The sequence below is a fragment of the Geovibrio ferrireducens genome (assembly GCF_026226615.1).
Classification (GTDB): domain Bacteria; phylum Chrysiogenota; class Deferribacteres; order Deferribacterales; family Geovibrionaceae; genus Geovibrio; species Geovibrio ferrireducens.
Genome location: NZ_JAJAPB010000006.1, coordinates 83,149 through 107,596 on the forward strand (window position 1 = coordinate 83,149; position 24,448 = coordinate 107,596).

Sequence of the window (24,448 nt, forward strand, 5' to 3'; positions counted from 1 at the left end):
GCGCACTCCTTAATCCGCTGATTGAAAAGGGGAGAACACTGCCTCCCCTGCCAGCCTTAGTAACTTCTTACTGCAATAACTTTATCAGCGTCGAGTTCCTGTCCGAAAAGATCGAAAACGATTTTGCCGTCCTTCTGTGAAACACCGGACACATAACCGTTTCCGTAAGTTGTGGCACTGATCTCACTGCCTGAGGAATCATATGCCTTAACAACATATTTGTACTGACCTGCACTCACTGTCTCGCCTTCGGAGTCAAGGCCGTTCCAGGCTATACTGTTGCTGCCGGAAGCAAGCTGCCCCGCATCAACACTGTTTATGAGATTCCCTGAGGTATCATAAACATAGATCTCCGTCTTATAGCTGGGTGTTGCAAGGTCGAATGTGAGAACTGCTCCCTCTCCGTCAAAAACAACTGAGTTGCCTTCGTACTCCACCATCTTTCCGATAAAGCTGGCAGCACTGTACAGAGATTCGATGTCGTTTGATGCTGAACCGCCGTCCACAAGCTTATTCACCGCAGTATTGATATTCACAAGCTGCTCAACCATTGAAAACTGGCTGGTCTGGCTGGTAAGCTGGTTGTTATCCATCGGTTCAAGGGGGTCCTGATTCTTAAGCTGGCTTATGAAAAGATTCAGGAAATCCATCATGTCCATTTCGGTGGTTCCGGTAGTTTTCTTAGTTGAAGAACTACTGGTGCTTCCGCCGTTAAGAATATTCTGTACCGAATCAGATATCGTGGTCATAGTAACCTCCGTGACTTACGCGTAGAGACCTCTTGAGGGGTCAGTCTCTTCTTCTGTGATGTCTCCTACCGCAAATTCACTTTTACTGCCGCCTGAGTTCTTCTTCCTGAAAAACTGCTGGTCGGTTCCGTCCTTGGAGTCCTTTTCGGCAAAGAAAAATTCCATTTTTTCAAGCACAATCCCTTTTGCTTCCAGCTGCTGTCTTACGCTTTCTGCGTTATTGACAAGCAGGTTTCTCGCCTGGTCACTCTCCATAGTGATCCGGGCGCTTATCTTGCCGGCGTTGTCCACCAGCTCGATATGCAGCTTACCCAATTCTTTCGGCATAAGCTGTATGGTAAGCTTTTTCTGATCGCCCGCCTTGGTATACTGTACAAAGTCGGCAATCTTATTAATATCCCTGGGAGTAACTATCTTAACTTCAGGCTGTTCCTGTTCGGTTAAGATATTCTGCCCCGGTTTAATTACGGTTTCCCCCACATCCATGTCGGGTATATCCGCTGTTGAAGTCTTGGCAATCTGTTCTTCTGAGGGAACATCCTCTGCGGTCAGCGGTTTTACAATTTCAGCTATCTTGACTTCCTCTTTGCTTATCTTTGCCTCTTTAGGCATAGAAAGCTTTTCAAAAGCCTCTTTAGCCGCCTGCTGCTCGCTGTCTGTAAGGTTCTGTTCCGCCTGTGTGTAACCCTTTGCTTTAAGAGCTTTCAGCATAGCAGAATCAAGAGCCGTACTGCCCGCTGCGTTCTGTGCATCTTCCGCAACGAATGCTTCTGAGAACTTTGCTACGGTTTCCTCCACGCTGATTCCGTTCAGCATGAGTATTTCCTCAAGATTTTCGAGGAATGCCACCGCATCCTCCTCGGTTTCCAGAGAGTCAAGTTCCTTCTTTAACTTCTCCTTCTGCTCCGCGGGGATAGAAAGTCCATCAATTACTTTTCCGGCCTCAGCCTTAGGGTCTCTTTTAACGGACCTTTCAGTCTGAGCCTTTTCAGAAGCGGCTTTTACATCGGTTCCGGTCAGCCTGCTTTTGAGAAAATCATCAAAAGAGCTTTTCGAAGCCTGTGAACCGTTCTGTGCGGAGATGGCGGTGCCGAATGAAGGGACTTTCCCCGTGCCCGGCGTGATGAATGACATCAAATCCATTGACACACCTCCGACGTATATATAGAAAAGTCCGTGCCAAACTGCTTCAGATCGGGGGTTTGGATGAAAAGATCCGTTAGAATCAAGGGTTTGATTGTGATCAGGCTAAAGTTTTTTATAAATCTGCCGATATACGATCAGGAACTTTCTTCCTGATCCGAAAAGCAAAAATTTCCCTGTCCATGCAAAAACAGCAAATCTTGTCACGGTTGTTTCTGAACCGTGCATGGGGATAATTTTTACTTCAAATCAGAAGAGTCTTCCCTGCTTTTCAGGAAATCCGCAATAACTTCTGCACCCTTTCGGGAAGGGTTCAGGCCGCGGAAAAGCCTTCCGACATTCTCCACATCCTCTTTTACGGAACCGTATGACTTGAAAATTTTCTCTGTGAAATCAATAAGTTTGGATGCGTTTGCGTCATCCTGCACTGCTTCGGGTACTATGGCTTTCCCCGCCACAAGGTTGGGCAGACCGATAAACTTCACTTTCACCAGGAGTCTGCCTATAAAGGCTGTCAGTCTGCCGACCTTATACAAAATAACCATTGGCGTACCGCTCACCGCAGTTTCGAGGCTTGCAGTGCCGGAGCACACCCACACCAGATCGGTATGCTTCATTATATCCGCAGTCAGAGTGGCAACCTTGTAGTTCCTGCTTTTCAGCACTCCCGCCAGAAGCTCCTCACTGATTGACTCAGCCTTGGAAACAATAAACTGATACTCGCCCCTGAGGGCATCGGCAGCACTCAGCATCACAGGCAGAATCGTTTCCACCTCCCTCTGTCTGCTGCCGGGGAGTATCCCTATAGTCTTTTTATCAGGATCAAGCCCCGCCGCCCTGAAAAAAGAGTCCCTGTCCGCATATTTATATTCAAGGTGATCCACAACGGGATTACCTATGAAGTGCGCGTTTATCCCCTCTTTCCGGAAGATATTCTCCTCAAACGGCAGAATGCACAAAAGGAGATCCACACATCTTCTTATTGTTTTGACACGCTTGTAGTTCCATGCCCAGACCTGCGGGGCTATGAAATAGATAACAGGGATGCCGGATGCCTCAAGCTTTTTTGCGAACTGCAGGTTAAATCCTGGATAATCCACAAGAATAACCGCATCGGGCTTTATTTCGTCTATTTTTTCAAGGAGAACATCGCGCACTTTGAAAAAGAAAGGGAGTTTTTTTATAATGCCGTCCAGACCTATTACGCTCAGGTCATTTATATCGTAATATTGTTCCTGACCGAGAGCGCCAAGGCGAGCTCCGCCGGTTCCGAACGCTTTTATATCATAATACGCGGAAAGTTCCCGGAGGAGATTGGCTGCATGAGTATCGCCGGACTGCTCCCCGGCGATGATAAAGAGTTTTTTACTTTTCAACATAGGGCGTCAGAAATACCAGAAGCTCTTTTCTTGTGCTTCTTTTCTGAGTTCCCTTGAACAGATGGCCGAGTATCGGGAGTTTGCTGAGACCGGGCACTCCCTGAACATAATTGATTTCCTCATCCTCGTAAAGACCGCCTATGACAGTTGTTTCTCCGTTGGCGAGAAGAACCTTGGTCTCCGCTTTTTTCTCATCAGCGGTCGCCGTTGTGGAGGTTATTTCGCCGAGTGTACTTTTTTCCACAAGAATATCAAGGAAAACCATGTCATTTGAAGTTATGTGCGGCTTGACCTTGAGTATGATACCGGTGTCAATCTCTTCGGTTTTGGTGTCATCACCGGAGGGGACTATCAGTGCCTTGCTGCCGCTTTTTATGGTGGCCTCCATATTGTCCAGAGTGGTCACTCTGGGGCTGGAGATTGTTTTCGCCTTATTCTGGCTCTCAAGCGCGCTCAATGCGAGATCAAGCCCGAAAGTTCCTGTTCTGTTCATGATTCCCAGAGCAAATGTCCCCACGGATTCCGCAGCGGGGATGTTCACCATATACCCGCTGGAATCGCCGCCCACATTGACTGTGTTGGGGAAGTGAACCTTGGTTGTGTCCTGCACTTTGGCGCCCCACTGAACACCGAAGTTGAGGCTGTTGATGTCGGAGACTTCCACAATCCTCGCCTCGATGGTAACCTGAGGGGTACGTTTATCCACAGTCTTCATAAGGCGTTTGATCTCGGTTATAACCTCCGGTGTATCGCGCACAACGAAGCTGTTTGTTCTGGCTTCCACCTCAACGCTGCCTCTCTTGGAAAGCACCGACTTAACTATGCCCGCCAGAGAAGATGCATCAGAAAAGTTAACAGGCACTATCTCCGTTCTCAGCGGAGCAAGCTCTTTTGCCTGTTCCGCAGCGCGGAGCTTGGCTGCTTCGGCATTCTGCCTTTCCTCATACTTCTGGCTTGAGGTTATCCAGACTATGCCGTTCTCCTCTATCTTGGTGAGGTTTCTGTCGCGGAGTATCAGTCTGAGAGCGGTTTGGTAGTCAACTTCCTTAAGGTAAAGCGTAACCTTGCCCGTGACCTCCTCACCGAAGATCACGTTCTTTGCTCTGCCGAAATATATAAGGCGTATAGCCTCCCTGAGATCCATGTCTTTCATATTGAGAGTGACCAGATCCTGAGGCTTCGGCGCTTTTGCAGCCTCAGCACCTGCGGAGGAGGGCTCAGAGAGAGACATATCAGCCCTTGCGAACTCCTCAAAGCTCGCGCTGACCAGAATGCCGTCCTGAGTTTCGTCCACTCTGGCGTATATATCCTTTTCCGGTGTGAAAACTATAACCGGTTTGCCGTCAATCCTTAGAATATCTATATTCCTGAACGGCAGCCCCGCAAAGCTGAACCTGTTCTGCACAGTGCCGAGCATTTTCACATCCTGGTCAAACTCAAGGTGCAGGGCATTGTTCACCACTTTTTTGGTATAGCTTACCCGACCTATGAACCTGATGATCACGCTCTGCACGTTTTTATACTGGAGCGCGTCAACCGAGGCTATGTATCTGCTGTCTGCGGGAACTGCGCCCATCTCGCTGGAAACTGTGAGCTTATCCCCGTCCTGCCCTGCAAACAGAGGCATGCGGGAGGAAACCTTCAGGAGGAAACGCACCTTTTTGGGCGGGTAGTATTCGCCCACCTTCACATCGGAAACAATGCCCTGAGCGGAGTATCTCTTTTTATTAAGTGAGCTTGTGACATCAAACAGGTCAACATACATAGTGCTGTCATCAAGGTAGCCGTAGTCATATCTTGCTATGCCGTCCAGACCGAACTCAAGCCTGAGCATCGAGCTGTCTGAAAGGTTTCTGAAACTGCGGACTGCCGATGCGAGCCCCGCTTTTTCCGGTGCAACAGCGCCCACATCCATTCCGTATTTCTCCAGTGCTGCCGCACTGCTTTTATACACACGGAAGGTGAGGCTCAGCATGCTTTTATCCTGCGAATAATCGTAATCCACATTTTCAGTAAGGAGAATCTCTATCTGGCTTGCGTCCTTTCCGGGCACAAATGCGAGCCCCTCAACCACCTCATCAGAGAAGTTGTATTTGAGAACCTCTTCATTCATCACAGTACCGGGGGCAAAAACCACCAGTCTGTAAGGGCTTTTGGAGTACAGAACCTTAAACTGCGTCTCCTCAGCGGAGCGCAGGGTCATGGCATATTCCCCGTCGCCGAGGTCGACTATCCTGATTCCGGAAAGCAGGTTGCCCTTAACGGAAGCTTCCTCCACAGGCTGTTTCCCCGCGCAGGACAGCACGGCAAAAAGCGTCAGTATCAATACTAATATTCTGTATCTGCTCATGAGGTCTTCTCCTTTGAGGAATCGTCTTTAAGATAGTCGAGCTTTATGTCCTTAATCTCTGTTTTGGTGTTGCCGAAAATGTCCTTACTGTTGTCGCGTATTTTGATAAAATCCTGACCTATGAAAATGATTGTGCTGCGGCTGGCGCTGAAAACATCGCCCGTTTTGAGGTAAAAGCTGTCATCCCCTACGGCGAGAACGGCTATATTGCCTATATCCCCGGTGAGTATACCCACGAGTTTGAACTCGTCAAGCTTGTGAACCAGCATGGGGTTGAGGGTGGCTTCCTCTTCCGCCTGAGTCTGTCTGTATATATCCACCACGCTGGTGAAAGGGTCTTTGGAAAAGGTATAGTCCGGTGCTACATAGACAGTGCTGAAAAGCTCTATCAGTTCGCTTTTCTGTTTCTCAAGCCGCTCAAAGTTAACCTCTATGGGTTTTACGGGTTTTACCTCTGCCCTGTTTTTCATAAGCTCATCGCGGTCAACTTCTGTGCAGCCGAAGAGAAGAAGTGCAGGGAGAAGGAGAATAAGTTTTTTCATTTCAGATCCTCCTCTTTCTTGGATGCTCTGGCCGCCTTGGTATTCTTGGCATTGCCTTTTGCCGCGGGCTGCGCCGCTGAGCCGGAGTTGAACTTATATGAATTGAGGCTCGCGCTTACATCCAGAAACCTTTCGCCGGTTTTGGATTTAAGCACATTTATCTGCATATTCTGGAGATTTATTATTTTGTTAAGGTAGTTTATATCGTACAGATACCTCACAAGGTTCTGATACTGGGTCTCCATCTTCATGTTAAAGTTTACGCTGGAGTGGAAGTTGTCTATCTTCTTCTCGCCGCCGGGCTGGAAGAGAGTGACCTTCACTCCGTCCTTCTCGGCAAGCCCCACCGCCTCGTCATAAAGCAGGTAGTAGCCCTTTTCGTCAGGCAGAACCTTGAGAACTATCTGGAACTGCTCCTCCATCATCTCAAGCTGTTTCTTGAAATCATCATGCGCCAGAGCATAGGGCTTGATGTCGTTTATTTTAAACACGAGGTCGTCATATTCCTTTTCGAGTCCTGCCATCTTCTCCTGAAGAGGCATGAGGAACAGATAGTAATATCCGCCTATGATGACTGCTATGACAGCTATCTCAATCAGCAGCCGGAAGCGGAACGGAATGGAGGCAAATTTTTTCAGCATCAGTCCAACCTCACGCCGGCGGTAATTACAAAGTTGTTTATCTCCACTGCGTCCTCATCCTTCTTGTCCGCCTTTGCGAGGTCAATTGTGGAAAACATTTTTGTTTCATACAGGTTCATCACGAATCTGTTTACAGAAGAAACCCTGAGAGAGGAGCATCCGAGGGTGATTTTGTTCCCCTCAAAGTTAAGGCTGCTCACCCAGACATCGTCCGGCATGGATTTCTCTATATTGGTAAGAACCTTGTAATAGCCTTTCTGCCCTTCTTTAAGCTTGCGGACTATCTCTATTTTTTTCTGTATTTCATCCATCTGGGTGCGGAATCTTTCCACTTCCTGCTTCACTCTCTGAAGTTTGCGGAGCTCCGTCTGCTTTTGGTTAACCTGATCCTCAAGATACGCTATTTTCGCATTCATGGTCATGTTGAACAGCATGATTCCGGCAAAAACGGCAGCAACCGCCAGAACAAAAGCGCTCAGCTCGATCTGTATCGGTTTGACCTTCTTTTTACGCTTCCTGCCCAGCAGGTTAACCCTTATCATTTTTCCCCCGCGCTCCGGAGAGCAAGCCCCGCCGCCACTGCGAAGGAGTGAAGCTTCTCTTCTATCAAACCTTTGTCCGCCGAACCGGCTATCTCCATTCTGGCAAAGGGGTCAAAGAGGGAGACATCCGCCTCCACAGCCTTCTCTATCCTTTCGCGCAGACCGGGCAGAACAGCCGCCCCGCCGCAGATGAAGCATCTGGCAGGTTTTGACTGGCTCGCAGTGTCAAACATTTCTATGGAGTTCTTGATTTCCATTGCAATCTGGGAGTTAAAGGAGCTTACGGTGTCTTTCAGGTTTTCATCGGATTCTATGGCGGCGGTGTCTTTCATCATCCTTTCCGCCTCGCCGTAAGGTATGGAGAGGGACTGGCTTATCATTTCACAGAGGTTTTTGCCCCCTTTGAGCACCTCTCTGGAAAATTCATAGTTTCCGTTTCTGATGATGGTGATGAGCGTTGTGGAATGACCTATATTTACCAGAACAGCGGCCTCATCGTCCGTTTCGTAGTTTGCCACAAAGGCGTTCATCATGGCGAACACCTCAAGGTCTATCACCAGAGGCTTAAGCTTGGCCGCCTCCAGAACGGACTTGAAGTCAACAATAAGGTCTTTTCTGGCAACAGCAAGAACAAGGTCGGTCTCACCTTTGGCTTCGTCCACCTCAACTGTTTCGTAATCTATGCTGACATCCTCAATATCCATCTGGATATACTGCTCCGCCTCCCACATGAAGGTTTCGCGCAGTTCATCCTGATCGGTTATGGGAACAGAAAGTCTTTTGGCTATCACCGCGCTCCCTTTGAGGCCTGCGGCGACATTTTTTGAAGAGAATTTACCTGATTTGAAGGCCTGCGCAACGGTTCCGGCGACTTCGCCGTAATCCATAATAGCGCCTTCCACTATAACATCGGGGGTAAGAGCAACCTCAACAGCGCTTTTAACCACGTAACCTTTCTTCTTCGGTTTCAGCTCGACAATTTTTACCGAACTGCTGCCTATATCCACACCGATAAGCTGCTGTTTTCCGCCCAACATCTATACTCCCCGGTAAAGCTCAGTAAAAAAACAGGTTCTTTCTCCGGTATGGCAGGCAGCGCCGGTCTGATTTACGATGTAAAGCAGTGTGTCCCCGTCGCAGTCAAGCTTCACCGAAACAACCTTCTGGAGGTTACCCGAAGTTCCGCCCTTTCTCCAGAGCTCGTTTCTGCTTCTGGAAAAGTAGTGTGCGTATCCTGTTTCTTTTGTAAGCTCAAGCGCTTCTTTATTAGCATAAGCAAGCATAAGCACGTCTTTGGTTTCCTCATCCTGCACAACAACAGGGAGAAGACCCGCCTGCTTTCCCCAATCTATTTCAATCATATCACTATCCTGAGTCAAATTTCGGCAGATTATTTTAATTCTTTAACAGAAAGTTCCCGGTCAGAACCTTCATAACGTCCTTTTCTTCCTGATCGGTTATAACAAGACCGCGCATCTTCATGCCGTGGAGAACCCTTTTCCAGTCCTCCTCGGTGCGGTCTTTCTGATAAACAACAGAAGCTTTGTGGCATTTGCCGCATTTCTGTTCGATTATGGGAAAAGTTTTTTCGCCCTGCGAACAGGCGAGGATCAGGCTAGCAAATACGGGGAAGAAGCTCACCCGCAGGCATATCCACCACACGTTTGCCGCCGACAGCCGTTTCAAGTATAACACGCCCTTCTCCATTTACAAAACCGATAACGCACGCGTTCCTGCCTTCCTCGAAACTTTTCAGCCTTTCAATGACATGGGAAGCGTCCGAAGCTGATACAAGTATAACAGCTAATCCCTCATTCGCAACAGACAGAGGGTCAAAACCGAGTATTTCACACAAATTTCCCACATCCTGCCTCAGCGGGAGATCGTTTTCACGGATGAGAAACCCCTTTTTCGCGCCTTCGGCTATCTCATTGAGGACAGCCGCCACTCCGCCCCTTGTGGCATCACGGCAGAAGTGAACATCATATTCATGAAGAGCTTCCAGCATTTTGTTCAGCGGAGCGCAGTCTGACTCGATATTCCCCTCAAACCCAAGCTCGCCTCTGGCGAGGAGAACACTCATCCCGTGGCGCGCCATGTCCGAGGTCAGGATAACCGCATCGCCGTCCTTTATATTTTCAAATGCTGTCCAGTCCTTTACCACCCTGCCTATGCCTGCGGTATTTATGAAAAGACCGTCCGCAGCGCCTTTTTCCACAACTTTCGTATCTCCGCAGACAACTTTGACCCCTGCTTTTTTCGCAGTTTCAGCTATAGCGTCCACTATTTTCTCAAGCTTTTCCGCTTCATACCCTTCCGGAATAATCACACCCAGAGACAGGTATTCCGCCTCAGCGCCGCTCACGGCGAGATCGTTCACTGTTCCGCAGACTGCCAGCTTGCCTATATTCCCGCCGGGAAAAAACTCAGGGCGCACCACAAAACTGTCCGTGGTGAATGCTGTTCTGCCGCCTGTTTCAACATGGGCAGCATCCGGCATTTTTTCCGAAGCATCATTGCCGAGACGCGAGATAAAAAGCTCTTTTATAAATTTATTGGTGGCGCTTCCGCCGCCCCCCTCTGCCAGACCTATCTTTTTCATTATATATTTCCTGTCGTTTTATTTATGTTCAGAAGATTATTAGTTTTTGCTCAGTTTTGCAACTTTCTTGATACAAAAAGCCGATTCATGTGGTAGGCTTCATGTAAATGAAACCGATAACCGATACTTACCCTGAAAGTTATAAGACTGATGCAGCGGATCTGTCCGGCTGCGGGCACGCGGTTGAATTTATCGCAGATGCCGTGCCGGAGCCTGTGATTATTCTCAATCATGAAAGAAGGCTGGTCACACTGAACTCCGCCGCTGCCTCTGTTCTCGGACAGGCGGAAGAGCTTCTCGGAAGGCTTCCCGGCGAAATCCTCGGCTGCTCCCACGCAATAACCTCACACGACCAGTGCGGAACAATGGAATTCTGCAAGCACTGCGGCGGAAACAGAGCGATTGAGGAAAGCCTCAGAGAGATTAAATCCGCCAGAGAATGCAGCATATTAAAAAACAACGGCGACGTTATGGAGCTCAGGGTCACATCCTCTCCGATGAAGATGGACGGTCTGCTTTATCTCTTCGTTTATATAAAAGATCTCAGTGATTCAAAGAAAAAGGCCGTGCTGGAGCGGCTGTTTTTCCATGATATAATGAATATGCTTTCGGGAATCAGCACAGCTTCTGATATTCTGGAATCTGCCGAATCCTTTGAGGAGATAAAAGAACTTGCCGCCATAATGCGCATGACCTCAGTGAGCCTCACAGATGAGATACGCTCCCACAAGCTGATATTCGAGGCGGAAAACGGCGGGCTGAATATAAGGCCTGAAACTGTTTCCGCAACTGAAATACTCGGCGAACTTCAAACCCTCTATTCCGCGGGAACAGCCTGCATTGATAAAAGTATAATCATCGACCCCGCAGGTTCCGAGATCCGGTTTACTACTGATAAAACCATACTTAAAAGGGTGCTGGGCAACCTTCTTAAAAATGCACTTGAGGCTGTCGGGGCGGGCGGAACAGTGAAGATAGGTTCATATCCCACGGATGACGGAGTTGAGTTCAGGGTATATAACAAAGGGTTCATACCCGGAGAAATTCAGGCACGGCTGTTCCACAGGAACGTCAGCACAAAAGGCGCGGGCAGAGGACTGGGAACCCACAGTGTTAAGCTTCTGACCGAAAAATACCTTAAAGGCCGGGTGGGGTTTTCTTCATCCGAAACACTCGGAACTGTATTCCGTGTTGTTTATCCGAATGAGATCAAATAAAATATATAAGCGGCTGTTTTGCGGGCATTTCATATTTATATTTCATCCCCGCCGCCGATACTGATATAGAATGAAACTCCCTGCGAGGTTGTATTTATGCGTCATTTTAAGTTTTTACTGCTTATTCTTTCACTTCTGATAACTGTTTCCTGCGGCTCCGGCGGAAGCGGGGACACGGCGGAGTTCCGCAAAGGGGATGTGAGCGTTGTTCAGCGTTTCGTTGAAGACGGCATTTCCCACACCCTCGGCACATTTGAGGAGGATGGCGACGGAATAGCAGTTACAAATGCCGAACTTAACCAGAATGAGCCGGAAGTTATCTACCTTAATGGTCATAATAAATGGCTCACAGTGTGGGAAGATGAAAGAAATGCAGGTACACCCGGAAAAGGGAACGATATATACGCAAAATATATAAATGCTGACGGAACACCTTGTGGTTCGGAGATTATTGTTTCATCTACCAACGGAATGGAGGTTGCACCCAAAGTTGCCTTTGACGATGTAACCAATATAGCTGTGGTCACATGGCAGGACGACAGAGGGGATGCAACCGGCGGAAAAATATTCTTTAAAACAATGTCACTTACCGATACATCAACGTGCACAGTGGCACTTGGCAATGAAAAATATTTCGGTTTCACCAACAGCACACCCGGTGACGGTCTGATTACCAGAGAATCACCGTTCATCAAATTTTACAACGGAACATTCTATTTTGTATGGCTCGAACAGAGAGCACAAGCACATTTTATAGAGCACCTGTGCATGAATACCACCCCCCCAAATGAAGTATGGGCAGGGCAGACTATCTCTGATCACTCTTATCTCGGATTTGCCTCTGTAACAACGGCTAACCTTACTAACCCATCGCCTTTTGCTTCCGACTTTATGCGTACTGCAGATACATCAAGTACGCTCACCAACGGAAGCACTACAATGAAAGTTACGCATTTTGAATCAACAAGTGATGAGGAAACCATAAAAGTTGAAAGATACTCCAATCTGGAAAACCCAAGCATTGACTGCTCCAACACAGGACAATGCATGGTTGTTTTTGAAGCATTAAAAAATGAGCACACCTTCGGCTGCGAGGACAACAACGGTGACATTAAGCCCACATCGTGGCAAAATTTGGAAGTTGATACAAGCTCTAACATATATGCATTCACTTTACCGGAACTGACTGACAACACTGGCTACCGCAGAGTTAACTCCGCAACATTAAGTGTCTCAAACCACTCTCCTATAATAAAATTTGATAGTGTCTTACAGCGCTATCTCATAGCATGGGAAAGACACGCCACATCAGTTAAGCCTAAAATATACGGACAGCTTCTTTCCTCCACAGGCAGCTACTACTCAGGAAACTTTCAGATAGGCTTTGACTATGAGTCGGTAGAACATGGACAAACAAACCCCAATATAACATACGACAGCACCAACGGACGCTTCCTTGTAACATGGGCAGATGCAAGAACAGGCGCAACATCTCTTGAAAATATAGATGTCTTCGGTCAGTTTGTTAACGGTTCAGGTTCACTCAGCGGAAGCAATTTCCCGCTTACTACAAACCAATACAACCAACAGAGCCCCTCTACAGCTTACAATGCATTCAGCCAGAGATTTATCTCCGTGTGGGCGGATGCAAGAAACTTAAGCAAAAATACCTGCGGAACCGGAAGTAACCAGCCCTGCGGATCCGATATATACGCCATACGCTACGCCCTTGGTCAGCCACAGATTACTCTTTACAGTGAAACCGGAACAATACTTAACCCAGCACAGATAAACTTCGGCAATATAAATACATCTACAACCTTGCAAAAAAGCTTTAGAATTAAAAACACAGGGGATGACAAACTCAAACTGAAATGCTTCAGTTCACTTTCAGCGCCGTTCTCCTATATCAATCTTCCTAGTGAAATTACCGCTTGCGATAATAACTATCAGGAGATTAATCCCAACACTGAACAAACGTACAATGTCACTTTCTCACCTACTTCTAACGGAACATTCAATACAAGCTTTGAAATTATTTCTAATGCTGGCTACAGAACAATATATCTCACAGGAACCGCTCAACAGGCATCTATTGATGTGCCAAACCTCACTAATAATACGCTGAACTTCGGTTCAGCCAATATCAATACAAGTACCACTCAGTCTTTCAGGATCAGAAACAGCGGTCAGGTCAGCTACATAATCAATATTCAGTCAGTGTCCCCTTTCCTGATTGATACAACAAGGAGTCCTGTGCTCCCTTACACTCTCAACGCCGGAAACGAAGCAACATTTTACATAACCTTCAACCCTACCACTGCCGGGTCAACAACAAGAACAGTAACAATCACAACCGATGCTGGTATTTCAACCAGCTTTAATGTCAACGGTACTGGAGTAGCCACATCTGACAACAATACCGGCGGAGGCAACAACGGCGGAGGCTCAGGCGATGATGACGGCGAACCAAAAGGCGGATGCTCCGCAGGGGGAAGCGCCAACATGCCCATAGCTCTTTTTGCTCTTGCCGGAATGGCCAGAATAGCGATGAGAAGGAAGGAGCGTCGCTGACGCTCCTCAAAGTAACTCTGCGTAAGCGTGCGTCATTCTGAATCCGTAGGATGAAGAATCCCAGAAACAGGTTGAGATTCTTCGCTTCGCTCAGAATGACGAATGACGGACGTTTTTTCTTTGCACTCAAGTGGATTAGAAAACTTTATCTCTCGTATTTATAATACGCCGAGCATGAGCCCTCGGAAGAGACCATGCAGGGGCCGTAAGGGTTCTGAGGTGTGCATCCGTTGTCAAACATCGGGCATGCGGAGGGTTTCATCTTCCCTTTAAGCACGTCACCGCACTTACAGCCTTTCAGGTCGGTAACTCCGGTTTCGGCTATGCCAAATTTTGCCAGCGCATCCACAGACTTATACTCATCTCTGAAACGCAGCCCGCTTTTCGGAATGCGCCCCAGACCGCGCCAGTCGGTATCTGCCTGATAAAAAACCTCTTTCAGAAGAGCCTGCGCCTTTGTGTTCCCCTCATTCCTAACCGCTCTGGTATAGAAATTTTTCACCTCATACTCGCCCCTGTTGTGCTGACGCACCATTTCAAGGACGGACGAGAGTATATCAAGGGGCTCAAAACCCGTTACGACCGCACTTCTTTTCTGTGCCGTAACTGCGTTGTATATATCAAGCCCTGTAACCACTGAAACATGGCCGGGACAGAGGAAGCCGTCAATCTCCAGCGTTTCGTCCGCAAGGAGAACATCCATAACCTCCGGCACTGTCTTACAGAACGGCGCAACAAAGACATTCGTTCTGCCCAGTTCCTTCACCGTCTTCGCCAGAGCCGCGGCTGTGGGGGCTGTGGTTTCAAAGCCGATGCCGATGAAGACTGTGTTCTTGCCCGTTTCCTCTGCTATTTTGAGCGTGTCCAGCGGAGAAAAAACTATGCGTATATCAGCGCCGTCCGCTCTGAGTTTCTGGAGGCTCTCCCCCCTGCTTCCGGGAACACGGATCATATCCCCGAAGGTGACAATGGTCGCGTCATCCCTTGAGGCTATCTCAAATATAGCATCAATCTCCCACTGAGGTGTTACGCACACCGGACAGCCGGGACCAGAGACAAGCTCTATATTTTTAGGAAGAAGGCTGCGCAGGCCGAAACGTGAAACCGCCATTGTGTGGCTGCCGCATACTTCCATAAACCTGTACACACGGGAAAAATCCGCCTCGCGGTTTATGGCTGTGAGCAGTTTTTCCGCAAGCTCTCTGTCGCGGAAGTCTTTTACGAATTTCACAGCTGACCTTCCTCATCGAGCATATCAGCAAATTCTCTCAGCGCCTCAAGCGTCTTCAGCGCCTCTTCCGGGTCCATCTTTGCGATTGCGAACCCTGCGTGAACCATAACATAATCCCCCAGCACCACCTCATCGGGCAGCATCATAAGGGAAACCTCTCTTCTTGTGCCGTCAATATCCACAACGGCTTTGAAATCATCCATCTCAATAAGTTTTCCGGGAAAACCCAAACACATATATATTACTCCTGTTTATATATAAACTTCTTTTTCTCTGTTCCTAAAACGCACAGCGTACAGCAGTCCGAAAATGAATCCGCCCACATGCGCCCACCATGCAACCCCGCCGCCGTCATAACCGACAGAGACTGTTCCGTTTATAAACTGGATCAGAAACCAGAACAGCAGATAGAAAACCGCGGGAATATCCACAAATGTTATAAAAATTATTATTATCAGAAGCGACTTAACCTTAGCCTTCGGATAAAATACCATGTAAGCGCCCATAACCCCGGCCACAGCACCGCTTGCGCCGACCATAGGTATAAGCGAATCGTATGAAAGAAGAAACTGGCTTACTCCGGCAAACAGACCGAAAAGCACATACATAAGCAAATATCTGGCATGCCCCAACCTGTCCTCAACATTATCACCGAAGATGAACAGGATGTACATATTACTGAAAATATGAAAGAACCCGCCATGCATAAACATATGGGTAAAGAAAGGGAGAACGCTGTCATTCAGCAGCGATTCATAATGAGTAACCCTTTTCGGAACCAGACCGTATTCATAAATAAACCAGTTAAGCTCATACCCCAGCCCCAGCTGGTAAACAAATACGGCTATATTTGCTATAATTATCATCCAGTTAACAAACGGAAAGGTTCTTGACGGCACATTGTCCTTAATAGGAAAAAACAACTTACATACTCCTCGGCAGCATACTTCTGAGTTTCTAAGGTATAAAAAAGACAAACTTTTTTAAAGTAAATTCTTATTTTTTACTTTCCTTTTACACAGAGAATACTATCATATGTGCATAATCTTTCTTTTAACTATTTGGAGGTAAAGAACATGAAAATTTGTTTCCCCATCTCACATGACAACGGGCTGGAAAGCAGGGTCTACGGTCATTTCGGCTCAGCACCGGCTTTCATAGTTGCAGACAGTGAGACAAACACGGTAAGCATGGTGAATAACGCAGACCTTGAACATGTGCACGGCGCATGCAACCCCGCACTGGCTCTCGCAGGAAAAAGCATTGACGCTGTGGTTGTTGGCGGCATAGGCGCAGGAGCAATAGCAAAGCTTAACAGCCTCCGCACTAAGGTTTATCAGGCAAAGGGCATCACCGTGCAGGAAAACCTTGATGCATTCAGAAACGGAACTCTGACTGAACTCGGCTCCGCCTCCTGCTCAGGGCATGAAGGCGGCCACTCCTGCGGTCACAGCCACTAAAAATTTAAGCGCATCCCCCTGCCTGCCAAAGGTAATGACGACAGGGGGCTGTTATGAGCCCTTCACAAAATATATCATTGCGGCAGATGCCGTTTCCTATTATCATAACCCTTTTACGAGGCGTTATGGGTATAATTAAAAAAATCTGGGCATATTTCAGAAAGCATCTGTTTCTGCTTTTTTTCGCTGTTGTTTCCTCACTCTTTGTTGCAGGAACAGACGGCGCTTCCGCATACATTCTCAAGCACGTTCTGGACGACATATTCATCAAGCAGAATAAGGAAATGCTGGTTGCAATACCTGTTATCGTCTCCTGCATATTCCTGCTCAGGGGCGTTTTCCGCTTTATGCAGCTGTATCTGCTGAGGAAAATAGGCCTGAAAGTTGTTCAGGAGATGCGTTATGATCTCTATGCAAAAATGATCCGCCTGCCCATGAGCTATTACGACAACAACAGCACAGGGGATATGATGTCCAGAATAGTCAACGACATCAACCAGGTAAAATCCGCCATCCCCTCGCTGATCAATGTTATGAAGGACAGCTTCACTGTTATATTCCTTATCGGCGTTGTTTTTTATCAGGATTTTGAGCTCGGCATGTACGGCCTTGCCGCTATCCCGTTTATGATGATACTGATCAGAAAAACCAGCAAAAAAACTAAGAAATACAGTTCCAAAGGGCACGAAAAGATGGGAACCCTCGCAGGTGTGCTGCAGGAATCATTCTCCGGGATAAAGGTTGTTAAGGCCTTTGTCATGGAGAAGTTTGAGTCCGGCAAATTCGCCCGCGAAAACGATCAGGAAACGCTCTATCAGATAAAGCGCGCAAAAGTCGCGGCTATCGGTTCCCCGCTCATGGACATAATCTCCGGTCTGGCTCTGGCGGTAATAATTTACTACGGCGGATCAAAGGTAATCAGCGGGGAATCCACCCCCGGTACTTTCTTCTCATTCATTGCCGCATTTGCCATGATGTTTGAACCATTTAAAAAGATTAATCAGGAAAACTACACCATACAAAACTCGATCACTGCGGCGGAAAGATTCTTCCATATCATGGATATTGACAATGAAATCCTTGATAACAACGGAACTCAGGAATGCAGCGCGCACGGGAAAGACATAGAATTCAGGAATGTCGTTTTCAGCTACAGAGGACATTCTGAAAAGGTAATAAACGATTTCAGCCTTAAGGTTACACCCGGACAGACCGTGGCTCTTGTCGGCTCCAGCGGTGCGGGAAAAACCACAATCGCCAGCCTTTTGCCCAGATTTTACGATGTGACGGGCGGCAGCCTCACCATAGGCGGAACAGACGTGCGGGAGTTTGATGTATACTCACTCAGACGCAACATCGGCATAGTCTCTCAGGAGCCGTACCTTTTTAATGACACGATAAAGAACAACATAGCCTACGGCGCGTCAGACATCACCGATGAAGCAATAAAAGCCGCGGCTGATTCGGCATACGCCACCGATTTCATCATGAAGCTTCCCGAAGGGTTTGAAACAATGATCGGCGAACGGGGCGACAGGCTCTCCGGCGGTCAGAGGCAGCGCCTCACCATTGCCCGCGCTCTGCTTATCAATCCGCCCATCCTCATTCTGGACGAAGCAACGAGCTCCCTTGACACTGAGTCCGAGCGCATAGTTCAGCAGGCGCTTACGAACCTTATGAAGGGGCGCACAAGCTTTGTGATAGCGCACAGGCTCTCCACCATACTAAGCGCGGATATGATTGTGGTTATGGATAAAGGCAGGATAGAGTCAACAGGCAGGCATGATGACCTCATAGGCAGGTCTGAGATATACACCAGACTTTATGAAATGCAGTTCAGCGAGGGCTGATAACCTCTTCCAGAAGTTCAACAAGCCTGTGTGTATTCTTTTTCAGGTCGTAGACCTCTTCGGCTCTTTTTCTGGCGGCCTCGCCCCTTTCTCTGCGGAGTGCGGCATCACGGGCAGTGATAATCATCTTTTCCGCCAGAGCCTCAACATCACCCGTGGGAGTGAGTATTCCCGTTCCGCCGAGAACCTCCGGCACACCGCCGGTATCGAATGAAACTACAGGCAGTGCAGCGAACATAGCCTCCAGCACAGTATTGCCGAAGCTCTCCTCAAGGCTGGTGAGAACGTAGACATCAAGCCCGGAGAGAAAAGCGGGTATATCCTTAATGAACCCGTGCAGCGTAACACTGTCCTCAAGCCCCAGTTCCTTAATCTGCTCCCTTATACGCCCTTCCCTCTTGCCTGTTCCGGCTATGTTAAGCGTTGCATCGGGAATCTCCTTCAGCACCCTGCTGAAAGCCTCCAGAAGCAGGTCATGCCCCTTTGAGGCGTCAAGCCTGCTTGTTATGCCGAAAACCTTTCCTTCACCCTTTCTTTCGGGAACAGGATAATTCTCAGCCATCTTACTGTTGGGGATAACATTGATTTTGGCAGTGTTAAACCATTTAATTTCGCTGAGTTCCGCCTTAAGGAAATGGCTGGGAACAACAACAGCGTCAACAATTGTTTTGTGCAGCGCCCTGTCCTCAAACCTGTTGCGGATGTCATTTATCAGACCTATCCGGTGAACAACGGGAATGCCCGAAAGCTTTGAGGCCGTTGCGCCTATATTGAGATCCTTGGATATATTCACTACAGAAACATCTACATCGTTTTTTATGAGTATCTTGGAGAGCTTATATATAGTGGACGGGTTATATTTCATTCCTGCGCGGATTTCATAAACGGTAAAACCGGCGGATTCGTATATATCTTTATGCCCGGTTCCTTTACGGATAATCATGACCACACGGTGACCCAGCTTAACCAGCTCCTGACCGTAGTCCACAGTCCAGGTTTTCACCCCTGCCCATCTCTTGTTGAAGTTAATAAAAGCTATATTCATGGCATATCTTATCATAATATAACTTTTAAGAAACAGATAAATTGTACGGGGACGGCAGAGCAAACTTGCGGGCATATTCTCTTGTACGTTTGGCTTATTTCTATTATGATTCAGCCAGAGAATTCATTTTTTCGGAGGATGCGATGAATTATTTTCAGGAATCGTGCAAATACATGCCCGGCGGTGTCAACAGCCCCGTGAGAGCCTTCGGCTCAGTAGGCGGAGAGCCCGTTTTTGTAGACAGGGCGAAGGGCTCCAAAATATATGACGTTAACGGAAAGGAATACATAGATTACGTATGCTCATGGGGCCCCATGATCCTCGGCCACACCGACGATGACGTGCTCAAAGCCATCAAGGAAGCAGCAGAAAAAGGCGCAAGCTTCGGTGCGCCCACGGTGAACGAACTGAACATGGCCAAACTCATCACTGAGATGGTTCCCTCCGTTGAGATGGTGCGCCTTGTGAGCTCCGGAACAGAAGCGCTGATGAGTGCCATCCGCCTTGCCAGAGCATACACTAAGAGAGACTCCATTGTGAAGTTTGAAGGCTGCTACCACGGTCACTCCGACAGTCTTCTCGTTAAAGCGGGAAGCGGGCTTCTCACCTTCAACCAGCCCTCAAGCCCCGGTGTTCCTGCGGATTTCGCCAAGCACACCCTCATAGCGCAGTATAACGACATTGACAGCGTGAGAGCGCTTTTCAAAGAGAATAAAGACAAAATTGCCTGCGTTCTCGTCGAACCCGCAGCAGGAAACATGGGGCTTGTCCTCCCTGAAAAAGGGTTCCTTGAAAGCCTCAAAAACCTCTGCGCAGAGGAAGGCGCCCTCCTTCTTTTTGACGAGGTTATCACAGGCTTCCGCATGAGTGCAGGCGGTGCGCAGAAATACTACAACATCATGCCGGATCTTACCACCATGGGTAAAATAATAGGCGGCGGTCTCCCTGTGGGCGCATACGGCGCAAGAAAAGAGATTATGGAGCAGATTTCCCCCGTTGGCGCTGTTTATCAGGCGGGAACCTTATCAGGAAACCCCCTTGCCACAGCGGCAGGGCTTGCTACGCTGAAAAAGCTCAATCAGCCCGGTTTTTATGAGGCACTGAAAGTGAAATCAGACGTACTCTGGAACGGCTTCAGGGAAAACTGCGAAAAACTCGGCCTCAAATACGCTTTTAACAGCGTTGAATCACTCGGCTGCATGTTCTTTACGGACGGCGAGGTTAAATCATTCGCTCAGGCAGTTAAGTCAGATACAAAGAAATATGCCGCCTTCTTCCACGCAATGCTGAAAAGAGGCGTGAACCTTGCACCTGCCCAGTTTGAGTGCATGTTTGTATCCGCAGCACATACGGACGAGGATCTGGCAAAAACAATCGCCGCCCATTACGACAGTCTGAAAGAGATCGGATAAAAATCTGTAAAATCCACCTCCTGTCCCCCTTTGCATGCTGCTAAAAGCAAAACGCCCTCCTTTCGTAACGGAGGGCTGGGGTGGATTTATTCAGATACAGGCTTTCTACTTCTAAGAAGACTTTGTCAGCAAACTGCTGAGCCTTCGGGCTCCTTTCTTATGCCCCGCCGTTGCTTTTTATCATGGAAAGAAACTCAGTGTAATTGACAGGCTTGACGGTTTTGGAGTCAAAACCGCTCTCCTTAAATGTTCTGGCTATTTCGGCAAGAATCTCAAGCTGAATAATATTATCATCCGCCGGAGTCAGGATAAGGAATATACAATGCGCCGGATGCCCGTCTGTTGAGCCGAAGTCTATTCCGTGGGTGGTTATTCCCGTTGCTATCACAGGTTTTTTGAGGTGTTTCAGCCTGGCGTGGGGGATAGCCACACCGTTCTTAAGCCCCGTGGGCATAATGCTCTCTCTTTCCGCCACTGCGTTTCTGATAGTTCTGAAGTGTTCGCCAGTGCAGATGGACAGTGAATCACTGAGAATGTCTATCGCCTTATATTTATCCACAGGCTGATCTATGAAAACAAATGCCTTAGGTTCCAGAAAGTCTCTGAAATTAAAGCTCTTTTTGAGTTTAAGGAGCTTCTTCATAGCAGGTCCGCTGAGCATGGAGGTGGATATGGCGAGTATCACCAGCGCCACGAAAACCTTCTCGTTTATCAGCCCGAAGTTAAGCGCAACAAGCCCCAGAATTATCTCCATTGCCCCGCGGGCGTTCATGGCAAAGCCTATGGCCAGAGATTCCCTTTTGCCCTCACCGGAAAAACGGGCTGCGGCGCTGCATCCGACAACCTTGCCTATTGTCCCTATCACGAGAAAAACTGCTGTTATGGTAAAATCGAAATTGGCTACGAAGTTTACGTTAAGACCGATACTGGCGAAGAAAAGCGGTGCGAAAAATGCCGAGACGAACTGTTCTATTATGGTTCTTGTTTTCTCCCTGAAATGGTGGGTGTCACCCAGAGCGAGCCCCACCAGAAAAGCCCCGAAGATAGCGTGAATCCCTATCATCTCCGTTGCTGCAGCACCGATCATGGTGAGAGCCAGCGAAAACGCCAGAATCCCCTCCGGCCAGCTGAAATGCGCCTGAACCCACGGAAGTATCTTATGAATCAGCCTGCGCATGACTGTTATCATAAAGAAGGTGAAAAGCAGTGTCAGCGTTATGGTTACATATATCGGCATATGGTTGACATCGCCTTTCCCGGCGAGGCTCAGCACCGCGGCAAACATCATCCAGCCCACAATATCGTTAAAAATAGCGGAAGCTACAATGAGCATGCCCAGCTCACTCTTGTAGTAATTCAGATCCATCAGAGTCTTGGCGATTACAGGCAAGGCAGATATTGCCAGAGCGGTGGCTATGAAAAGAGCAAAGAAAAGCGCCTCGCTCCCTGCCTCCATCCCGAAGAGTCCTGGAAAGAAATATGTCACCGCGAAGCCCATAGCAAAAGGAACCACGATGCCTGAAATACCTATGCTGAAAACCTGCTTTCCCTGCTTTCTGATTGTGCCTATATCAGCTTCCATACCCGCAACAAGGAGGAAAAGAACAATTGAGATAGTGGCTATGCTGTCCATAACCACTTTGCGGAGCCCTTCTGCTGGGAAAAGGAAATCAGTGACCGAAGGAGCAAAGAAACCGAGAACTGTGGGGCCGAGGATTATCCCCGCAAGAATTTCGCCCAGAACGGAAGGCTGGCCGTATTTCTTGGCTATTTCACCGAAAAGCTTGGCTGTGAAAAGCAAAATACCCAGCGAAAGAAACATGATTGCAAGTTCGTTAGGGCTAAGCTTCATAGGTTCCTCCGGTTGTTTAATATTTATATCACGTAAAGCCGGACGATCAATACATCTTTTTTTAATCATCAGGTAATTTTACGGACCCGGAACTTCTTGAGAAAAACAGCGCCGTATGCTAATGTCCGCTTCTGAGGGAGCGTGTTATGAACAGCGAAGAAAAAGATAAGCCGGAATCAAAAATCAAAAAAGCCGACAGGCTAATGCACGCCAGTTCAATAGGTATGTCTTTCGTGTTCAGCATCCTCATCGGAACAGGGATGGGCTGGTGGCTTGATAAGTTTTTCGGCACTAAACCCGTTCTTACCTTTATCTTCATGCTCTTCGGAATAGCTGCGGGATTTAAAAACATGATTTATTTTATGAAAAAAGCCGGCGTTTTTGATGAAGATAACAAATAAAATCTTCATTCTTTCATTGATCTTTTTCGCTATCTTGTATACAGTATGCACGATCTTTTTTAATAAAAGTTTCACGGCCGGGGTTCTGTGCGGTTATATGATTGCCGCTCTGAACTTTTTCATGCTCTCACGGAAGATAACAAGTGCTTTTGAAGGTAAGATTTTCGGTGCACTGGCCTTTAATACTCAAATAAGGCTGCTGGGAACCGGAGTCGCTGTCTGGGCTGCTTATGAATACCTCCGCGTCAGCATGATTGGCATACTCGTAGGGATCTCTGTCGTACCCCTTAGTATTCTTCCGGTCGCCATTCATCACTACCGCGCCGAAACTGATGATACATCAGACGGATGCGGCGGGTCGGCTTGACTTTCGCCTGACCTTAAAAGTTTTAAATTGTTTTTACGGAGAATTTAGAGATGGAACACCCCCTTAATATTTCCATGCTTTTTCCCGCGGACATAGGGCACACATACTGGCATGTCATGATGACTTTCCTTGTTATGCTGTTCACCCTTTTCCTCGGAAGCATAGCCTCCAGACAAGGCAGCGAAATCCCCGGCAGAACCCAGGGCGCTTTCGAGATGGCTGTGGGCGCAGTTTACAACATGGGCGTTGAACTCATGGGCGAGGAAGGAAAACCCTACATACCCCTCATTTTCGGTATAGGTGTTTATGTACTTTTCTCCAACTGGATGGGGCTTATACCCGGATTTCTGGCTCCCACATCCAACCTTAACTCAACCATAGCACCCGCTCTGGTAGTATTTTTTACTTATCAGGCGATAGGCATTAAGAAACACGGCGCACACTACATCAAGCATTTCCTCGGCCCCGTGGCTTTTCTTGCCCCCCTTATGTTCATTATCGAGGTCATTGGTCACCTGGCCAGACCCATGTCCCTCTCCATGAGGCTTTTCGGTAACGTGTTCGGTGAGGAGCTTGTTATAGTTATTCTTTTCATGCTCGTACCCTTCCTTATACCCCTGCCCATGGTTATGCTCGGCATGTTCACAGGTGCCCTTCAGGCATATGTGTTCATGATGCTTTCAATGATCTATATCAGTGGTGCACTTGAAGAAGCACACTAAGAGATAAACTAATATTCAGGAGGACTTAAATGTCTAAAACAGCAAAAATTCTTTTCAACGTAGCAGCAATCATGGCTGTATTTTCAGTAAGCGCATTCGCAGCAGAAGGCGGCGAAACTTACAAATGGGCACACTACATAGCAGCAGGCTTCGGTATGGGTATAGCAGCTCTCGGAACCGGTATGGGTCAGGGTAACGCTATCCGCGGCGCAGTTGAAGGTATCTCCAGAAACCCCAGTGCATCCGGTAAAATCTCCACTACTATGATCATCGGTCTTGCACTTATCGAGTCAATCGCAATCTACGCACTCGTAGTTGCACTTATCCTTCTTCTTGTTGTTTAATTAACAGGCACCAATAAAAGGGCAG

At 47.9% G+C, this 24,448-nt stretch carries 25 protein-coding genes; 9 read left to right on the forward strand and 16 right to left on the reverse strand.

Annotated features, from left to right (window positions below):
* Nucleotides 1-56: 56 nt before the first annotated feature.
* From OSQ85_RS08195 to hypE, 11 genes are all read right to left on the reverse strand, one after another.
* Complete coding sequence (locus OSQ85_RS08195; protein ID WP_265822370.1) at nt 57-749, reverse strand: flagellar hook assembly protein FlgD; 693 nt, start codon at nt 747-749, stop codon at nt 57-59.
* Between the two features lie 15 nt (nt 750-764).
* Nucleotides 765-1,892 carry a flagellar hook-length control protein FliK gene (locus tag OSQ85_RS08200; protein WP_265822371.1) on the reverse strand — a complete coding sequence of 376 codons (1,128 nt, stop codon included), beginning with the start codon at nt 1,890-1,892 and terminating at the stop codon, nt 765-767.
* A 239-nt stretch (nt 1,893-2,131) separates the two neighbouring features.
* A complete protein-coding gene (lpxB, locus tag OSQ85_RS08205) occupies nt 2,132-3,271 on the reverse strand; it encodes a lipid-A-disaccharide synthase (RefSeq protein ID WP_265822372.1) in 1,140 nt (379 codons plus the stop codon).
* Nucleotides 3,258-5,621 (reverse strand): type IV pilus secretin PilQ, encoded by a 2,364-nt coding sequence (locus tag OSQ85_RS08210; protein WP_265822373.1) that lies wholly within the window; start codon nt 5,619-5,621, stop codon nt 3,258-3,260. The genes lpxB and OSQ85_RS08210 overlap by 14 nt, the downstream gene beginning before the upstream one ends.
* On the reverse strand, nt 5,618-6,163 hold the full coding sequence (locus OSQ85_RS08215; protein ID WP_265822374.1) for a hypothetical protein: 546 nt from the start codon (nt 6,161-6,163) through the stop codon (nt 5,618-5,620). The genes OSQ85_RS08210 and OSQ85_RS08215 overlap by 4 nt, the downstream gene beginning before the upstream one ends.
* Nucleotides 6,160-6,804 (reverse strand): type IV pilus inner membrane component PilO, encoded by a 645-nt coding sequence (locus OSQ85_RS08220; protein WP_265822375.1) that lies wholly within the window; start codon nt 6,802-6,804, stop codon nt 6,160-6,162. The genes OSQ85_RS08215 and OSQ85_RS08220 overlap by 4 nt, the downstream gene beginning before the upstream one ends.
* Nucleotides 6,804-7,346, reverse strand: coding sequence for a PilN domain-containing protein (locus OSQ85_RS08225; RefSeq protein WP_265822376.1), 543 nt, complete (start codon nt 7,344-7,346; stop codon nt 6,804-6,806). Before OSQ85_RS08225 ends, OSQ85_RS08220 begins: the two co-directional genes overlap by 1 nt.
* Nucleotides 7,343-8,383, reverse strand: coding sequence for a type IV pilus assembly protein PilM (gene pilM / locus OSQ85_RS08230; protein ID WP_265822377.1), 1,041 nt, complete (start codon nt 8,381-8,383; stop codon nt 7,343-7,345). The genes OSQ85_RS08225 and pilM overlap by 4 nt, the downstream gene beginning before the upstream one ends.
* Nucleotides 8,384-8,707 carry a phosphoribosyl-AMP cyclohydrolase gene (gene hisI, locus OSQ85_RS08235; RefSeq protein ID WP_265822378.1) on the reverse strand — a complete coding sequence of 108 codons (324 nt, stop codon included), beginning with the start codon at nt 8,705-8,707 and terminating at the stop codon, nt 8,384-8,386.
* Nucleotides 8,708-8,741: 34 nt separating this feature from the next.
* The gene (locus OSQ85_RS08240) at nt 8,742-9,008 is read right to left on the reverse strand and encodes a hypothetical protein (RefSeq protein ID WP_265822379.1); all 267 of its coding nucleotides are present in this window, start codon (nt 9,006-9,008) and stop codon (nt 8,742-8,744) included.
* On the reverse strand, nt 8,962-9,948 hold the full coding sequence (hypE, locus tag OSQ85_RS08245; protein WP_265822380.1) for a hydrogenase expression/formation protein HypE: 987 nt from the start codon (nt 9,946-9,948) through the stop codon (nt 8,962-8,964). The genes OSQ85_RS08240 and hypE overlap by 47 nt, the downstream gene beginning before the upstream one ends.
* A 107-nt stretch (nt 9,949-10,055) precedes the next feature.
* On the opposite strand from hypE, the gene OSQ85_RS08250 reads away from it, so the two are divergent.
* Entirely contained in the window at nt 10,056-11,165 is a 1,110-nt protein-coding gene (locus tag OSQ85_RS08250; RefSeq protein WP_265822381.1) for a PAS domain-containing sensor histidine kinase, read from the forward strand.
* Nucleotides 11,166-11,261: 96 nt separating this feature from the next.
* On the forward strand, nt 11,262-13,739 hold the full coding sequence (locus OSQ85_RS08255; protein WP_265822382.1) for a choice-of-anchor D domain-containing protein: 2,478 nt from the start codon (nt 11,262-11,264) through the stop codon (nt 13,737-13,739).
* 145 nt (nt 13,740-13,884) lie between these two features.
* On the opposite strand, the gene hypD is transcribed toward OSQ85_RS08255, so the two are convergent.
* Genes hypD through OSQ85_RS08270 form a run of 3 tightly spaced genes read right to left on the reverse strand, consistent with a single transcriptional unit; the run spans nt 13,885 to nt 15,893 of the window.
* Entirely contained in the window at nt 13,885-14,970 is a 1,086-nt protein-coding gene (hypD, locus tag OSQ85_RS08260) for a hydrogenase formation protein HypD (protein ID WP_265822383.1), read from the reverse strand.
* Entirely contained in the window at nt 14,967-15,206 is a 240-nt protein-coding gene (locus OSQ85_RS08265) for a HypC/HybG/HupF family hydrogenase formation chaperone (protein ID WP_265822384.1), read from the reverse strand. Before OSQ85_RS08265 ends, hypD begins: the two co-directional genes overlap by 4 nt.
* 15 nt (nt 15,207-15,221) lie before the next feature.
* A complete protein-coding gene (locus OSQ85_RS08270) occupies nt 15,222-15,893 on the reverse strand; it encodes a rhomboid family intramembrane serine protease (protein WP_265822385.1) in 672 nt (223 codons plus the stop codon).
* A 153-nt stretch (nt 15,894-16,046) separates the two neighbouring features.
* Here OSQ85_RS08270 and OSQ85_RS08275 point away from each other — a divergent pair, with 153 nt between their 5' ends.
* Entirely contained in the window at nt 16,047-16,430 is a 384-nt protein-coding gene (locus OSQ85_RS08275; protein ID WP_265822386.1) for a NifB/NifX family molybdenum-iron cluster-binding protein, read from the forward strand.
* A gap of 125 nt (nt 16,431-16,555) precedes the next feature.
* Complete coding sequence (locus OSQ85_RS08280) at nt 16,556-18,280, forward strand: ABC transporter ATP-binding protein (protein ID WP_265822387.1); 1,725 nt, start codon at nt 16,556-16,558, stop codon at nt 18,278-18,280.
* Here OSQ85_RS08280 and OSQ85_RS08285 read toward each other — a convergent pair.
* Nucleotides 18,267-19,325, reverse strand: coding sequence for a glycosyltransferase family 4 protein (locus tag OSQ85_RS08285; RefSeq protein ID WP_265822388.1), 1,059 nt, complete (start codon nt 19,323-19,325; stop codon nt 18,267-18,269). The two genes, OSQ85_RS08280 and OSQ85_RS08285, sit on opposite strands and share 14 nt — an antisense overlap.
* Nucleotides 19,326-19,468: 143 nt before the next feature.
* On the opposite strand from OSQ85_RS08285, the gene hemL reads away from it, so the two are divergent.
* Nucleotides 19,469-20,737 carry a glutamate-1-semialdehyde 2,1-aminomutase gene (gene hemL / locus OSQ85_RS08290; protein ID WP_265822389.1) on the forward strand — a complete coding sequence of 423 codons (1,269 nt, stop codon included), beginning with the start codon at nt 19,469-19,471 and terminating at the stop codon, nt 20,735-20,737.
* A gap of 157 nt (nt 20,738-20,894) precedes the next feature.
* Here hemL and OSQ85_RS08295 read toward each other — a convergent pair whose 3' ends face one another.
* Nucleotides 20,895-22,589 (reverse strand): cation:proton antiporter domain-containing protein, encoded by a 1,695-nt coding sequence (locus OSQ85_RS08295; RefSeq protein WP_265822390.1) that lies wholly within the window; start codon nt 22,587-22,589, stop codon nt 20,895-20,897.
* Nucleotides 22,590-22,735: 146 nt separating this feature from the next.
* Between OSQ85_RS08295 and OSQ85_RS08300 the strand changes: the two genes are divergently transcribed.
* Genes OSQ85_RS08300 through atpE form a run of 4 tightly spaced genes read left to right on the forward strand, consistent with a single transcriptional unit; the run spans nt 22,736 to nt 24,423 of the window.
* Nucleotides 22,736-22,990 (forward strand): AtpZ/AtpI family protein, encoded by a 255-nt coding sequence (locus OSQ85_RS08300; protein WP_265822391.1) that lies wholly within the window; start codon nt 22,736-22,738, stop codon nt 22,988-22,990.
* On the forward strand, nt 22,974-23,357 hold the full coding sequence (locus OSQ85_RS08305) for an ATP synthase subunit I (protein ID WP_265822478.1): 384 nt from the start codon (nt 22,974-22,976) through the stop codon (nt 23,355-23,357). Before OSQ85_RS08300 ends, OSQ85_RS08305 begins: the two co-directional genes overlap by 17 nt.
* Nucleotides 23,358-23,407: 50 nt before the next feature.
* Nucleotides 23,408-24,079 carry a F0F1 ATP synthase subunit A gene (gene atpB / locus OSQ85_RS08310; RefSeq protein ID WP_265822392.1) on the forward strand — a complete coding sequence of 224 codons (672 nt, stop codon included), beginning with the start codon at nt 23,408-23,410 and terminating at the stop codon, nt 24,077-24,079.
* A gap of 29 nt (nt 24,080-24,108) precedes the next feature.
* Nucleotides 24,109-24,423, forward strand: a complete 315-nt coding sequence (atpE, locus tag OSQ85_RS08315; protein WP_265822393.1) for an ATP synthase F0 subunit C — start codon at nt 24,109-24,111, stop codon at nt 24,421-24,423.
* The last annotated feature ends 25 nt before the right edge of the window (nt 24,424-24,448 follow it).